General features: G+C 65.1%; 9 protein-coding genes. 7 read left to right on the top strand and 2 right to left on the bottom strand.

The features are described 5' to 3' along the window. Nucleotides 1-58: 58 nt before the first annotated feature. Nucleotides 59-310, bottom strand: a complete 252-nt coding sequence (locus tag D0D37_RS11550) for a hypothetical protein (RefSeq protein ID WP_116200511.1) — start codon at nucleotides 308-310, stop codon at nucleotides 59-61. 370 nt (nucleotides 311-680) lie between these two features. Between D0D37_RS11550 and D0D37_RS11545 the strand changes: the two genes are divergently transcribed. From D0D37_RS11545 to D0D37_RS11515, 7 genes are all read left to right on the top strand, one after another. After that, nucleotides 681-1,703, top strand: a complete 1,023-nt coding sequence (locus D0D37_RS11545; protein ID WP_162834166.1) for a pentapeptide repeat-containing protein — start codon at nucleotides 681-683, stop codon at nucleotides 1,701-1,703. A gap of 1,316 nt (nucleotides 1,704-3,019) precedes the next feature. Continuing rightward, nucleotides 3,020-8,335 carry an NACHT domain-containing protein gene (locus tag D0D37_RS11540; protein ID WP_162834165.1) on the top strand — a complete coding sequence of 1,772 codons (5,316 nt, stop codon included), beginning with the start codon at nucleotides 3,020-3,022 and terminating at the stop codon, nucleotides 8,333-8,335. A gap of 204 nt (nucleotides 8,336-8,539) precedes the next feature. After that, entirely contained in the window at nucleotides 8,540-9,310 is a 771-nt protein-coding gene (locus D0D37_RS11535; protein WP_244223474.1) for a hypothetical protein, read from the top strand. Nucleotides 9,311-9,705: 395 nt separating this feature from the next. Beyond that, complete coding sequence (locus D0D37_RS11530; protein ID WP_162834164.1) at nucleotides 9,706-10,515, top strand: pentapeptide repeat-containing protein; 810 nt, start codon at nucleotides 9,706-9,708, stop codon at nucleotides 10,513-10,515. 23 nt (nucleotides 10,516-10,538) lie between these two features. After that, nucleotides 10,539-11,390 (top strand): hypothetical protein, encoded by an 852-nt coding sequence (locus tag D0D37_RS11525; protein ID WP_116200507.1) that lies wholly within the window; start codon nucleotides 10,539-10,541, stop codon nucleotides 11,388-11,390. A gap of 516 nt (nucleotides 11,391-11,906) precedes the next feature. Next, nucleotides 11,907-13,244, top strand: coding sequence for a hypothetical protein (locus tag D0D37_RS11520; protein WP_162834163.1), 1,338 nt, complete (start codon nucleotides 11,907-11,909; stop codon nucleotides 13,242-13,244). A 258-nt stretch (nucleotides 13,245-13,502) separates the two neighbouring features. Further along, complete coding sequence (locus D0D37_RS11515; protein WP_116200505.1) at nucleotides 13,503-13,946, top strand: hypothetical protein; 444 nt, start codon at nucleotides 13,503-13,505, stop codon at nucleotides 13,944-13,946. 778 nt (nucleotides 13,947-14,724) lie between these two features. Here the strand turns inward: D0D37_RS11515 and D0D37_RS11510 are convergent. Beyond that, nucleotides 14,725-15,285 (bottom strand): Shedu anti-phage system protein SduA domain-containing protein, encoded by a 561-nt coding sequence (locus D0D37_RS11510; protein WP_162834162.1) that lies wholly within the window; start codon nucleotides 15,283-15,285, stop codon nucleotides 14,725-14,727. Between the last annotated feature and the right edge of the window lie 206 nt (nucleotides 15,286-15,491).

Raw genomic sequence — 15,491 nt, 5'->3', positions numbered from 1 at the left:
CAGCTGATCGTATCCCTGCTCGCCTGAGGAGAACGCGCCCTAGGTCACGCGCGGACGTTCATCCAGCCAGCCCCTCCTCGCTCGCGCAGCGAGAACGGCGCAGCTTCAGCTTCGCCGCGCGCGCCCGGCGGACCACCCCGCTCGCGCGGGGAGAACGCCACCGGACGATTTCGGGACAACTCCGTGCCAGGACCACCCCCGCTCGCGCGGGGAAGACCTGGCCGGTGATGACCTGGATCGCGACCGGGCCGGACCACCCCTGCTCGCGCGGGAAGACGTTGTGTTGCACCGTGAACCCGGTGTAGGCCATGGACCACCCCTTGCTCGCGAGGGGAAGACGAGGTGGTCGCTCCTCGCTCGCATCTCGCGGATGTCGGCGCGGTCGCCCCGGAAGGCGCGGACGTGCACTCGCTTGGGCGTGAAGCTCGAAGAAGCGACCCATGCACTTGACCATGACGTCGTGATCAGTCTGGTTGGCTGACTGACAGCGAGATACCTTGTAGCCCGAGACAATGGGTAGCCTAAGCCGAGTCTCTGCACCCTACCCTCTCTGGACGGTTTCAGTGCGCCAGCCCGCCAGCACTTATCCTCGTCGCCGACGCACGCCCTCAAACGTGCACAAACGTGGCATCATCCGACCCGGCTGCGCGGATGTTCCGCCCAGCAGTAAGAGGTGGACCGTGAAAGTGCCTGAGACAATCACGGCACTCGCGGCTGTCGGAGCGTTGATTCTCTCTGGTCTGGCACTGAATGCCACGCATGAGCAGAACAAGGCGAACGAGCAAGCCCAGCTTGCGGACAGATACACCAGGGCCGTTGCCCAGTTGGACCAATCGGGCCCGGAGCATCTGGATGGCAGAATAGGCGCCGTCTACGCCCTCGAGCGTCTTGCCAGGGACGCGCCCCAGAATCAGCCCAGCGTTGTCGAGATGCTGTCCGCGTTCGTGCGCGCTACTCGCCCCGCCCCCGTTTTCGGCAAAGGGTCCGAGGTGTCGGGGCCTAGCTGCCCGGCACCTGCCGCGCTCGGGCAGGACGCGTGGGCGGCGCTCATCGTTTTGGGCCGTCGCGATCATGCGCGGGACGGCGGCACCAGCACCGACCTGTCCCGAACCTGCTTGAATGGAATCGATCTCAGCAACCTGCGTTTGGACGGCGCCGTCCTGAAATACGCGGTCCTCGCTGGCAGCGACCTGTCCTCGGCGCAGCTCAACGGCGCTGATTTGAACCACGCGTACCTTTGCAGTGCAAAGCTGGACTCTGCGGATCTTGTCAACGCAGACCTGGCGGGTGCGTGCCTGAATAATGCGACGATGATATACACAAAAATGATCGGAGCAAATGTTTCGATGGTCGACGCAGAAGGAGCGAACTTCACTGGTGCTTATCTTCAGAATGCGCAAATCAGTATGTCGCGGCTGAAGAGGGCGATCTTCATGGAAGCGGAGATGAGAAACGTTAATCTGGTCGCTTCGAATCTTGCGGAAGCGCAAATTTGCCAGGTCGATGCCGCTGGTGCCGATCTCAGCTCGTCGAACCTGAGCGGTGCATCTCTGGCCGGCGCTTTTCTCGTCGGCGCAAACTTGTCCGACGTCAATTTGAGCAGGGTGGATTTTTCGCGCGCACAACTGACGAACGCGGTTCATTCGGGTGCGGTTGTCAGCACGCCAATGTTTGATGGTTTCACCGAAGGGCAATGGTGGTAGCGGCAGGCAGCGAAGCTCGCCGAATCTCCGCGCTCGCAGAAGATAGCCCGGAGTTTGCGAGCAACCGATGCGGCCGTCATCCTCGGCCTGCATGGGCGAGGATGACGGCCGCGTTCATCGTCTCTTCTTCTGCGCGCGGACAACCTCCGTTCCCCGTCCACCCGAGCTTCGCCGACGCTACATGGCGGGTCGTCCACGCGATCGCCGAGGAGCGTTGCGCGGTCAACGTCCAGTGCCCGCGAGCAGGCGGGGCGCGGTACCGGTCCTTCTCTCTGTCTTTTGCAGATCGTTTTGCACTCCTTGGAGTGAAGATGGACGAGATCCGTTCGCCGAGGGCTCGCTCCGCCGCAAATGCACCGACCGGCTGTTTATCACCGGTCGTAACCCACCTCGGCCACGTGCTTGAGGCGTACGTCGACCACTACGACGCCGACCGCAGCCACCAAGGCCACGGCGTTGGATGACGAGCGCCCGATGACGTCCCGAACGTGGCCCCATTGCCCACCCCGCCGGACCGGATCAAGCGCACACGACGCCTTGCAGGACTACTCAACGACTATCCACCAGCCGCCTGAACCCCCAGCTCACAGCCGATGACGGCATTTTCGACCAGGACGGGGATACACCCGGCTCAGTGTCGATCTGAAGACAGTCGCGGACGGGCTGAAGGACGGGGAGTTCGCTGCCGCGGAAGCAGGACTCTCGACGCCGTGATCGCACGGGCTCAGGGCGCAGTCAAACGCCTTGCTGTCCCCCTGTCCGCCTGTCCGCCTGTCCGCCGATCGCTGAACTGCGCTGCGCAACAGGGCCCGTGACCCGGGACTCGTACGTCGGCAGGCTTGCGAGGACGCGACGCGCCAGCGTCCACCCCACGACATGACGGCTGGGGCGTTCGGCTGTGACGCGCGTACGTCCGGTCCAGGCACAGCCACAACTCTCCCAGGCCCGCGTTCACCAGCGCGTCGAGCATCGGCGGCCAGCTCGCGTGCCAGCTCCGGCGCTCCGCGTCCCCCGCCGGATCCCCGTGGATCTGCTGGAACCGGCGCGCGCACGCGCCGACGAACCCCGCCGCGGACGCTGACATCTCCTCGGCGGCCGCGCGGACCGTTCCCCCGTAGACGTACATGAGGACTGGGTACCAGAACCAACCGACAATTCCAGCGAAGACCGCGATTTCGGCTGACCGGATTGGCCGGCTGCCGTGGGGACAGCGTCGACAGAACCCCGCGTCGCGTGCGCGGGTTGACGGCGATGTCGGCGAATTTTCGAGACGCCAGAAGTCTTCCGTGCCGCTGTGCGCGTGGGAACATTCGGTCGTGGCGGCGGAGGGAGAACGGGTGGGCCGGGACGAGCGTTGGGAGAACACCAACCGTGTCGAAGGGACCGTCTCCGGCCCTACTGTGCAGGCCGGCTCCATCCAGGGCGGAGTGCATGTCCACCTGCACCTTGACGAATTCGATCGGAATTCCTCGTCGGCGGAGGAGAATCCCGCGCCTTCATGCGGGAACCCTCGCCTGGGCGGTCTTCTGCCGGAGGTCCGGTCGTTGCTGCGCGCCCAGGTTCAGGCGGCTACGGAGCTTCCGTACCGGTTGCCCGGGGCTCGTCGGCCGTCGCTGGCCACGGTCTACGTGCGCCAGGAACTCGGCGCCGGCGCGGAAACGACACAACCGGAGCAGCCGAGCCCGACTCCGATGCTCGACGACCGCGGGCAGATCGTGGACGTGTCTCGCGCATGGAATGCCCGTGTAATGGTGCGGCCGCCGGCGCGCGCGGTCCGCGAGGTGCTGGACTCCGACCGGCATCTCGTGATCACCGGCGGTCCGGGGCAAGGAAAATCGACGTTATCTCTGCGTTTGGCAGCGGATATCGCAGAACAGTGGACTGCGGTGGGCGACGTCGCTGCTCCGCTGCCGGACGCCGTGGTGCCGCTGCGGCTCACCGCCCGGGAGCTGGCCGCGCGGTTGGATCTTCCGTTCGCGGAGGCGCTCGCGGCGAGCGCGCGCGTCGAGTACGGCGCGTTGCTGAGTGTTCCGTTGACCGGTTCGGCGCTGAACGACCGGGTCGTCGGCTGTCCCTGGTTGCTGCTGGTGGACGGCCTCGACGAGGTGGCCGGCAGTGGTGAACGGGATCGGCTGGTGTCGGTTCTGGCTGCGTGGGCGTCGAGTTCGCCGGATTCGGCCTACCGCGTGGTGGTGACGACTCGGCCGATCGAGGGTGCCGCGCTGGCTCCGCTGCAGCGCATCGGGGCGGCGCGTTACGAGCTCCAGCCTTTCGACGACGAGGCGTTGCGACGCTTCGCGGAGAACTGGTTCGCCGAGGTCGGTCCTGAACGCGCCCAGCATTTCCTGCGGGACGTCCGCGACGCGCATCTGGACGAACTTGTCTCGGTGCCGTTGCTCGCGACGATCGCGGCGATCACCTACGAGCAGTCCGACGGACAACCCCTGCCGGACAACCAGTACGAACTCTACGACGCGTACCTCGCTTTCCTGGGGGCCGCGCGAACCTGCGCACCGAGACCGTTCGGTCGTCGACGCGCGGCGCTGCTCGAACACCTGGGCCTGGTGCGCTTGGAGCGCGACACCTCGCTCGTCGAGGCGGCACGCGACTGGGCGCTGCGGAACGTCCCGGCACCGGAGCTCGCGGACGGCTGGGAAGCACAGCTGCGCGTGTTCCTGGCGTCGACGGGGCCCTTGGTCGTCCGCGGCGGCGATCTGGCGTTCCTGCACCACAGCTTCGCCGAACATCTCGCCGCCACGGCGACCGCGCGCACCCTGCCGGAGCAGTTCGACCCGGACGACGGCGGGTTCGCGAACCTCCTGCACAGCGCGCTGCCAAAGGACGCCGGGCGCCACGCCCGCGCCGTGCTGCTCCACTACGCGCGCTTGCGCCCCGATCAGGCGGACCCGCTGATGAGCCGCCTGCACGCCGGAAGCTCTGACCAGCATCTGCTCGCCGCCCGGCTCCTCGCACGCCATATCCCGGCGGGCGCTGACACGACCGACGCGTTCATGGCGACGGCCCGCGGCTGGGCCATGACGACCCAGTACGCCGCCGGGGAGATCCTGCGGCAAACCTGCCGCGCCGTACACCATCCGGGACTTGTCGAGTGGCTGCTGGACTTGATGAGAACGAGCGACGCTCCATGGCCGTCCCGGGTCGAGGCGGCCTCGGCGCTGGCGATCAGGGTGCGCGGCACCCACAGCTCCGAGGCGACGGCGTTGCTGCGCACCGTCGCAGACGACGACGGCGTGCCGATCGACCATCGCCTGGCCGCCGCCGAAGCCTTGGCCCACAGCGGCACCGCCGAACGCGACACCGCAGAACGAGGCCTCCGCTCGGTTCTGCGCGACCCGCTCGCGTCGGGAAAGAACTGCCGCACAGCCGCGATCGTCCTGTCCGCCTTCGGCGCCCGCGCTCGAGCGGACGCAGTGAAGACCTTGTCGCAGCTGCTGGCAGACCCCGACACGCCGACCGACGACCTCGTCGCAGCGGCCACCGGCCTGGTCGAAATCGGCACCGAGTTCCACGAACGTTGCGCCGAGGTCTTCCGCGCTGTATTGCGCGACCCGGTGGAGCGGGACAGCATGGCCGGCCGGCGCGACGCTGCGCTCGGGCTGGCGTCCCTGGGACCCCAGTGCCTCGCCGACGCCGCCACCGAGATCACCGCGCTGATCACCGATCGCCGCCGCCACCGCTTCGACCGGGCAACAGCTGCGAACATACTCAGCGAACTCGGCCCGCAACACCGGATCGCCGCGGGCAAACTGCTGATCGAAATCCTCGGAGAACGAGGAATCATGCCGTTCGAGCGACATACTTGCGCGTACCAACTGGCCCAACTGGGCGCAGAGTTCAAGCTCCGCTCCGTTGCCGAGCTGCGTTCGGTGATCACGGACCCCGAGGCGAACACCAACAACATCCTGTTCGCCGCTCGCTACCTGGCGGAAATCAGCCCGGAATTGCAGAGCGAAGCGGCCGACACGATGTGGAAACTTCTCGACGACCCCGCTGTTAACGGCGATGACCGCGCGCAAACGCTCGGCGAACTCGCCCGGCTGACCAGCGATCCACACCGACAACAAGCGTTGGACCGGCTGCGCGCCATCGCATCCGATTGCGCCGCGGATCCGTGGGCACGCTTCCGCGCAGCGCAACTCCTAGCCGACATCGGCCCCGAGTTCCACGCCGAAGCGTGTTCACATCTGCGAGCCCTGGCCGCGAGCGGCCTCGACTCCGAAATCGTCTCGAGGGCCTGGCGGGAACTCCTCATGCTCGATGCATCGGTCCACGACCAGGCGTGCGAAGCTCTGCTCGACTTGGCGTCGTCCGAGGGGCCGGCCGGAGCCCTTTCGCTCCACGTTGCCTCTGCGGTGGCCTCGACGGATCGCAAGCACGTCGAGCAGGTAGCGCGAGCGCTGAACGCCGTCCAGGCCAGCGAAGAACGCAGCCTGCGCGCCCGGATCTCCGCAACCCGCGAACTGGTCGCACTCGGACGCAAGTTTCATCGCGGCGCTGCCGGTGCCCTCTGCGAATTGTTGCGCTCGCCGACGAACGTTGACGTGAACCTAACCGCTGCTGTGCAGAGCTTCACCGCGACGGGGACTGGAATACGCGCCGAGGTCCGCGAAGCGCTACGCGACCTGATACTCAATCCGCATTCGTCGTCCGAGGAAAAATGGGACGCCACCGAAGCTCTCGCTATGCTCGGTGATCGAACTAGGCACGAGACGGCGACCGTCCTGCGGTGCATCGCCCGGGACGAATCAGCGGATTTCCGGGTGCGAACCGACGCAGCTCTCGCGCTGGCGAGAATGAACCCCGGCTTCCTGGCGGAAGCCAGAGAAACCGTCTTTCAAATGCGTTCCGAATCGTGGCGGCCCGGGTGGCGCGCCGCTGTTCTCGATCTCGCCGAACTCGGTGCCGAGGTGGTGCCCCAGCTTCAAGCCGTCGCCGGGGATCGCGACGTCGACATCACCGCTCGCAGCGCCGCAGCGGCACTGCTCGCGGCTCTGGCTCCTGATTCCGCCGACAAGGTGCGAGCGGAACTGCAACGCTGGGTCGACGACGACCACCTCGCCTTCGACACGCGCTCCGACATCTGGCAGGTCCTCGTCGAACTCGACCACGCCCTCCGCGAACCAGCGGCCCGCTACCACCAACAGGTGATCGAGGACGCGCAGGAGAACATTGCCAACCGAGCCGCTGCCGCGTACCTCCTCGCGCAGTTGAACCGGGGCGGCAAACGACTGGCGATCGACTTCCTCCGCCGGAACGCCGAGGACCCCCGAATGCCGTCGAACGCGCGGCGCGCAAGCGCCGCATGGCTGGACAACCTCCTCTCCTGGCGTTACGAGCTCAACCCCCTGTTGATCGCTGTCGTGCAAGACCCCTGGACCGAACCCTATGATCGACGTCGCCTCGCCGAGAGGCTCCCGAGAAAGGTGCGCACCGAGATCGAGCGGGCCTTGCTGGCCGACCGCTCCGCCGCGATCGAGGATCGCCTGCCCCAACGCGACGTGTGGGGAGATTTGCCGCTGGCGGCAGAAGCAGAGACGGAAGTGCGCGACGTGCTTGCCGCAGTCGAGTCCCTGCCGTCCGAACGAGTCAGCGCCGCGGCGGCGCTCGCGCGCCTGTCGCGGCGGCATCTGCCTGAAGGGATCCGCCTGCTCAACCGCTTTGCCCAGCAGGAACACGCCGCCTACCAGGCCCGGAAAGAACTGGCCGCATTCGGCCCGTCAGTCCGGCGGGAGGTGCAGGACTGGGCGGAGAACCAGCTCCGTAACGAAACGCTGCCATTGCGGGACCGGCTGCGCGCAGCCCGCCTCGCCATGGACATCACCACGGACTTGCCCGATTCTGTGGTCCACTTGATGCGGCAGGTCGCGCAGGACGAGCGGTCGTCGGACCGGGACCGCGTCGATGCGGTCTTCGCGCTGGGGCAGATCGACGGTCTCGACAGGCTCCGGGCATTGCGCGACGACCTGCGGCAGACACCTGTCGTCCGGTGGCGAGCAGCCGAGAAACTCCTCGACAGGACCGTCGAGGACCGAGCCTCAGGCTTGCAGATTCTCCACGGGATCGCCGCGGACGCGGCGGTGAGGCCCGCGTTGCGCCGGTTCGTCGCAGGCACGCTCGCCACGCTCGGAGTGCCGGGCCGCGAACGAGCAGTGACTGTGCTCCGCGGGCTCATGCACGACACAACTGTGGCGACCGCCGTGCGAGCCGAAGCAGCGCAAGCGCTCGCCGATCTCCTTCCCAGCGGTCATCGCGAGGTCTTGAGCGCCTTGCACGGCATGAGGGCGGAGGCACCCTTGTGCCGCAGAAAGATTCTCCTCGCCACCGCCACCATTGATCCTGTGACGGCAGAGGCAGCTCTCAGCGCGATGGCTCGAGACGAGGGACTCGGCGGCGTAGTCCGTGTCCGGTGTGCAGAGGCGCTGGTCGCATTGCGGCGCGACTGGCGGGAAACAGCTGCCGGGGTCGCGCGAGCCGTCGCCCGAGACGAAACGGCTCCGTCGCACGTGCGGCGGCACGCTGCCCGTGACCTCGCTCGATGGAGCGAGCTGTGCAGAGACGAAGCACGGGCCATGATCCGCGACCTCACCCCGCTAGCCGACGAGCAGCCTTGAACAACGATCGGTTCGGGGTTCACCCGCCGCTTTTCTGCTGGAGGCGAGCGTTGCCGAGTGTACTGCCATCGTCACCGTGAATCGGTCGCAGGTTCGAGCCCTGGGCAGGGCTACATGCAGACGGTCCCAGTTCTGACCAGCGGGTTTCGAGCGGGATGCTGGTGATCGAGGGCAGTTTCAGGTCCGCAAGCGCGGCGGCGTCTGATGGCGGCCAACGGGCTCGGTTTGGGCACCAGGCCCCAGACCGATCGTGACGCGATCGTTCGGGCTGTCTCCGGGATCATGGGTACGGTTGTCGGATTAACGTTCCTATTCGGTTTCGGCAACGTGCTCACCTTGGCGCTTCGTCTCGGCGTGCCCCTCTGGGTTGCGCCGTTGGCCGCTCCCGCAGTTGATCTTTCTATCCTTGGGCTTCTGCTTGCGACGCGGCACCTCGCGCTCGTGGGCGCTCCCCCCGGCGTGCTCCGGCCTGTTCGCTGCCTGCTGATCGTTGCTAGCGTGGTCACCCTTGCGCTGAATGTGGCGGAGCCTCGCCTGGCAGGCCAGTTTGGTAAGGCGGCGTTCGACGCAGTGGGCCCTCTTCTCTTGATCGGCTGGTCAGAAGTCGGTCCTGGCTTGTTGCCCGCGATTGGCAATCAGTACCCCGGCGAGCCGGTCGTATGCCAGGTCGATCCGCCCGAGTGTGCAGCCCTCGCGGACCTCGATGACGGCGCACTGGGTACGCGGACTCGACTCGACGAGGACTTCATGCAGTCGGGCATCGAGCAAGCAGGTCGTAGCATGGATGCATTGTTGATCGAGGCGCGAAGAGAAGATGCGGCTCATCGCGCAGTGCACCAGAAGCCGATATCCGCTGACACGCTGCGCGCCCGACTCGGCATTGGTGCCGCACGGGCTCGGCGGCTCGTCAAGGCAGTTCGCTCCGAGTTTGAGGATCGTGCCGCTGCTGATCCGCGCAGAGGTATCGGTGAATGAGGTGGCGTCCCCTCCGATGCGTGAACTAACGTCAAGCGTTGGTCATGCCGGGCTGATGCACTGGCGCGACGCGGATCTGAGTGCGGTCGAGGGATGGTCGGCATGATGAGGACCGGGTGCCTGGTCAAGGTAGATCTGTGAGGACTGGGCTGCAGCTTTGCGGGTCCGGGGACTACTCGCGGGCCCTTCCGTAGCGGCGCAGCGCGTCGGATGTCCAGACTCCGAACGGGATCACAACGGCGGCCACCCTTGAGGGTGACCTCGAGGGTGTCGGTGTCGAGGCTCAGGTGCCGACCGGTCAGCGTTAGTCGGATCGGCGTCCGGTAGCGGGTCTCGGCCACCTGCTGATCGTGACATGCAGCCGACCCACCGGCTGCCGCAGTAAGATCGGTTGAGTGGGCCGCCGTGAGGATGTGCAGCACAGGATCAGCCTGACGACGGTCGAATCGTTGTCGGTTTCCGACGCTGCTGTCGCGAGTATCGAAATGGTCGCCGCCGTCGTCGGCGCGGCCAACTTCACCCGGGTTTCGATCACCGAAGGGATCGACTTTCGCGGTGGGACTCTCCAGCGTGCCATGCGGTTCGACAACGTCGAGTCCATCGGTCCCGTCACGCTCGACCGGAGCACTGCCCAAGGACCGCTGTGCTTCGTCGACTGCGTGTTCCGAGACGACTTTACTTTGGTGGCCGCCGCCCTGCTCACGCCGCTGATGCTGACTGACTGCGTCTTCGACGGAAAGCTCTCCCTCGACGCAGTGAGTGCGGCCGATCCTGTCCTGATCGAACGGTCGGAGACCGGGAGCGAGTTGTCGCTCAATGCCGGGAGCTATGCCGCAGGCCTCGAACTGAGCAGACTCGACGCAAAGGCCGACGTCCGCCTTCAGGATGCAGCCGCCTCAGGGCGGTTCATGGTTGAGAGCTCGACTTTCCGGAGTGCGCTGAGCCTCGACCGGATGCAATCCAGTGCGCCGCTCGAGATTTGCGATGTCACCTTCGCAGGCTCGGTGAGTTTCCACTCTGGGACCTATTGTGGCGAGGTCGCGTTCCGCAACGTGGAGTTCCAGGGCCCGGTCATCTTCGACTCGGCCCAGTTTCACTCCCCGGTCGTGTTTCGCGATGTTCGGTTCCTCGGGCCGGTCAGCTTCCGCGGCGCGTGTTCAGAGATCGTTTGCGGTTCGAGCACGTCCGGTTCGATGGAGCGGTAGACCTCGACATCGAGGTAGGCCGGATGGAGTTGGTGAACACCACCTTCGCTGTCCAATCCTCGCTAGTGCTCGAACATGCTGACCTGATCTTGGAGAAGGCCCGGTTCGCAGCGCCAGCCACGATTGACAGCAGGTCCATTTGCCGGGTGCGATCGCTCAGCGGCACGGACGTCACTAATCTCACGCTCGCCGCGGTCAGCTTGGGCACCTGTTTGCTCAGCGACGTCTACAACCTCGACAAGCTTCGCTTCGAAGCGGGTTCCTTTCCGTGGACTCCGCACCGCTTCCGGATCTCCCGGCGGTGGCCTTGGGTACTGAAGCGCGCAAAGCGCCGCATCGTCGCGGAAGAGGCAGCGGTGCGCACCGACTCGGCGTCCGGAGCCGACTGGGCGCCGCTGCTGCAGGACCTCACAGCATCGGTGGGACCGATCGACGCCAAGGATGCGGCACGGGTGTATCGGCAGCTACGCAAAGCCCGTGAAGACGCGAAGGACGAGCCCAACGCCGCCGACTTCTACTTCGGCGAGATGGAAATGCGGCGCCGTGCAACTCCTCGACGGAGCGCGGAGGGGCTTGTCTTGCGGCTGTACTGGCTGACGTCCGGCTACGGCTTGCGCGGCTGGCGAGCGGTGGGCTGTCTGGCCGTGCTCATGCTGGCCTGCGCAACGCTGATGAACCGGTATGGCTTCGCGGATCCGCACACGTGGTCGGCATCCCTGGTCCATGTCGCTGACGCGGCCACCAAACTCATCGGCGGAAGCACCTCCGACCGGCTCACTGGATGGGGCGTAGCCATTCAGATTCTCGTACGCCTTAGCGGTCCTGTGCTGCTGGGTCTGGCGATTCTTTCAGTACGCGGACGAACCAAGAGATAATCAGAGGTTACAGCGCGTTCCCGGTCTGCAGACGCAAACAACGGCGACCAACGCGGGCCGCGGCGCTCGATCCGTATGCCCGTCTCGGCACCGGTGCGCATGTGGCATGCACGTTGCCGACGGCAAGATCACCACGACGATCCGTCCCGAAAGGGCACAAATCCGCCGTGTGCATCCTGCGGCCGGAACGGTTTCGCTGGAATGTGTCGTCGGCCAGTCCAGCGGTCAGCATCGACAAGGTCCGATTCGAGTCCGGGAACTCGAGTCTCGGCGGGTCTCACCCGCCTCTAGGGCCGCCGATGCCGAGGTTGAATTCCTCGCGCCGCCGTCCCGGCGGGCGACTACACCGCCCGCGCGTAGCCCAGCGGTGTCGACACCATCACCGAAGACCGAGGCCACAGTGAGGATCTCCTTCGTGTGGTCCTCTGGTCGAGCCCCGTGCTCGAACCACGCGTCCTCAAGCAGTCCGCGCACCTTTCGATGTGGTACTCGGCGATTTCGTGGGAGGCTGGGTTGATGCCGCTGCTCAACGACATGCCTGTCGAGCGAACGAACCAGATCTTCCGACACCCGATCCACCAGGACGCGGTCGGCACGCTGGTGCAGCTGATCACTGCGTTGCGGAAATGTCGGACTGCCGGAGACTTCTACGAGTTCCAGCAGGACCTGCTCGGGCGAGTGCTTGAGGTCCAGGAACGTCGGGCAGCGTGCCGGCGTGTGGCGAAGCTGCTCCGGCAGGGCAAGTCAGTGCCGGCAAACGCCCCCGAGTTGAGGTCCGCAGAGCCGGTGACGAGTCCGGAGACCTGGGAGCTGGAAGCGGATATCTGCGAGCGAGTAGACCGTCAACTGCGGTCGGTCGCTGATGGTCTGGCCTGGCGGGTGTTCAGCTACGACCGGCGCGTCATCATCGCGCTCTCTCGGAATCAGCACCCTGGCCCGATGACCGGCAAAAAGGGCTTGGCGACCGAACGCGAGTTTGCGACCAAGTGGTGGCGCGACGAGGCCCGGTTCGTCCTGTTGCATGATCTCACCTCGTGCCTGACCATCGGCGACGCCACCTCGTTCAAGGAGATCGGCAACGAGTATGAGGCGTACTTGCACGAGATCAAGTCCGATCCCAAGCGCACCGTGTCGCAGCAAGCGCGGCGAAAGCGGATGGCCGAGGAAGCGATTCGCTCCGGTGGACCGTTGCCCGGCGGCCTGCACGGTCGGCTGGTGCCGCTCGACATCCAGTACAAGACGCACCTCGACCTGCTGGGCGCGGCATTCGGCCTCGCCTGCCAGCGTGGCATGCAGGGGATGAAGGTTCCCGGTGGCCGGGCTCTGGTTGCAGTCGACATCGTGCGTGGGTATGACCTGTGGTCCGAACGCGAATTTATCGACCGGACGGCCGCGGAGCACCTCCAGGCCGTCAAACGGGCGCATATCCTGGATGCGAAGCACCTGGTCTATGCGCGCAGCGATGACCTGGTTGCGCGTTCGCCGACGATGCCTCCGTGGTCGATCTATCCGCTGCCGTCCGCGCTGTGCGCGCGGCTGATCACCGACTACGCCATGTACTTCGTGACGATGTCTAGCGAGGCGCTGACGGCCGCATTGGACGATGCAGGTCTCGCTGCGGAGTGGGTACTCCCTCGCGATCAGGAGACCGTCAAGCCGGACGAGGTGGTGCTCCGCGCGCACCGAGGCGCTCGAACCATCGAGCTTCGCTGGGGTGAAATGCAACGGCGGCTACTCCTGGAGATGGCAGACCTTCCAATGTGGGCAGAAGGCGTCGCACAGCTGGCGGACCAACACGATTCCGGACAGCACCCTTGGCAGTCGTTCAGCGAGGAGTGGAAGGTATGGGCATAGGTAGAAACGTCGGGCCCACCCGACGGATCGCACCCGCAGCGCCGGAAACATAGGCACCGGGCGAACGCTGAAGCGCCTGACCGCATGTCGCGGCACTCGCCGTCACCGGCGACGTGGTGTCGGCGGGGAGCGCCGTGCTCAGCCACCGCTGCAGACCTGCTGGGGGAGCGGGCCGTAGGTGGCGTCGTGGCCGGTCGGTGCCCTGGCTGCCGCTGAATGCCCGCGTAACGCGGAGTCGCCGGTCGCGACATACCTCGCATGGATTCATCGCACGATAGCTCGCCGGAGCGAGACGAAACGCTCCTGGCGGAAGCCATTAACGTCATCGAGCGCTACGAGAGCCTGCGTAGAGAGCTGACAGCCTGGAACTTTAGTGTGGGTCGAATTAGCTTGAGTCGCTCCGTTGGAACGGTCCAGATTTTCGGCATTTTTGTCGTTTGGCATACTCTTGCGTTGTGTGCGGGAATCACTCTGATTGCATTGAAAAGTGGTGCCGAGCTGGGAATAGCGCTGACGGTAGGATCCTTGTTCGGCATCGGGAGTTTCATATCCCAAGTGTGGTCGCAGGGTATGGACCGTGAGCGGGAATTCATTCATAAAGTAGAAGGCGCAGACGCGTTGGAGAGGCTTGCGATCGTTTCGAAACAGATGCGCGATATTGAAAAGCGCCTAGATCGGCGGTTTCCTGACCGCTTGGGCTAGGTGGACATCGAAGCTCCCATGAGAGGGTCGCAGGGCGGAAGCAGGTTCGCCGTTTCCAGAGGTCAGGCGATACCGGGGATCTTTCCGGCAGGCACGGGCAACATCTTCGGTCGCGGTGACGACGAAGGACCGTTTGTCCGATCCGATCACAGTGGCAACAATTTCGGAGGCGGCCATCGAGAAGCTTCCAACGCTGGGTTTTCAGCGGTTTCTAGCGTTCGGCCGTGTGAGGAGCTGCTTCATTGCTTCAGCGACTTGCGTGCGGCGGTGCACGCGCAGGATCGGCCACGATGTGTGCAGGAATCTCCGCGAGGAGCACGCCAACACTGCGAGGAAGAACAGGCCGAAATTGGAACTGCTATGCCCGTCTGGGGGCGTGCCCACCTCGCCCGACCAGGTCCAGCCGTTCAGCCAACATCGAGGATCCGCAGCCATGGTCCTTCGCCTCTGGACTGTGGTGCCCATCATCGAGCGGCCTACCTAGGCTGACCGGGGACAATAGGGGCAGTTGGCTCTTGTACATGCTACTAGGGTCATCAAAACTGCGGCGGTCGACCAGACGGTACCGCTACCCGACTAAGAACTGAGTGAAGCCGACGACCAGGCTGGCGCGGCTGGCGAAGTCCCGGCGTTAGGTTCTGTCGCCGAGGCCTATGACCGCCACACGCCAGCGACCTTGTGCTGCGGTGGCGTCGCCGAGTTCGGCAGTACGGTCGTCGTTGTATGCGAACCTGGAGCAGGAAGAATGCGTTCGTGCGGCTCATCGAAGCTTTGCCACTCAATCGGCATGAGCATGCGTCTCCGTGCTCAGTGTGTCCAGTAGTCGATTGGCCTGGGCGAGGAGCTGATCGTAGGTCATGATCTGGATCCCGTGGAGCCTGGAATTGAGGCCGTGCAGGGCGTTGAGCTGCGCTTGACTCCAGCCGGCGGACCGGCCCTGGATGATGAACGCTCGTGGATGGTAGGCGACGATGTCCGGATTGTCGCGGAGGCCATTGCGTGCTTCGTCGTGCAGAGCGTCGAGGTAGCGATGGCACTGTCCGATGGCGTGTGATGTCTCGGCCGACCAGTAGTAGCTGCGGTGGTCGTTGTCCCACAGGAGGAGCCTGCTGTCCGGCCGTTTGAGTTCGAATATGTCTCGGAGTCCGTGCGCCGTATGCTTGACCAGATGGTCAACCTGATCGCCGAGGGCGATCGCTCGTACCTCGTCGCGAAATGTGTAGGCGTTTCCGAATGCCCAGCTCTGAGATTCTAGCCATTTCTGAAAAAATATTTCATTCTCGTTCCCTGCGGCGAGGGCTGTCTCGAATTCTTTTATCGCGCGTCGCAAAGTGGTCAATCTGGCTGACAGCTGAATGGCTTGAAGAAGTTCTCGCCCTTCCTGATCCCTGCTTAACGCATCGATAACGCGCTGATCGACGAGCGATTCTGCGGCTTTCTTAGAATCGGTAGTTTCGAGAGAGTACGCGTCGCCTCTGGGTTTCTCCTTGGCGGTGACCGCGAGGGAGAACAGCGCTGAGGGCGGCGTCCTGATTTTCCGCGCAG

Source organism: Amycolatopsis circi, from assembly GCF_003385235.1.
Lineage (GTDB): Bacteria > Actinomycetota > Actinomycetes > Mycobacteriales > Pseudonocardiaceae > Amycolatopsis > Amycolatopsis circi.
The sequence above is the reverse complement of the archived record's forward strand: the minus strand, read 5'-3'. Positions and strand labels throughout refer to the sequence as shown.